At 39.5% G+C, this 258-nt stretch carries 1 pseudogene; it reads right to left on the reverse strand.

The features are described 5' to 3' along the window. Positions 1-253: pseudogene (locus tag RYX56_RS23530) on the reverse strand (hypothetical protein); the annotation flags it as partial. Between the last annotated feature and the right edge of the window lie 5 nt (positions 254-258).

Consider the following 258-nt stretch of genomic DNA (forward strand, 5'->3'; position numbering starts at 1 on the left):
TTTTGATAATTATTTTGGTTGGCGGCCTTTCTCCCCATGCAATAAAGCGGTAGAAAAAACCACCGATGAAGACGATGGTTCCAACCATATATCCATAGAGATTCAAGTCGATATGGGAAAACATTCTTGTGCCAATAAACACTAAAATCGCAAGTCCGACAATGGTGAAAAACATCGATTTAGCAAAATGAGAGGCAAACGCGCTATTAATCGAATGTTCCGTTTGGTTAGCCGGTGAAATAGTTGACTGCATTTCAT

This window comes from Alkalihalophilus lindianensis, from assembly GCF_032843265.1.
In the GTDB taxonomy this organism is placed as follows: Bacteria; Bacillota; Bacilli; order Bacillales; family Bacillaceae_D; genus Alkalihalophilus; species Alkalihalophilus lindianensis.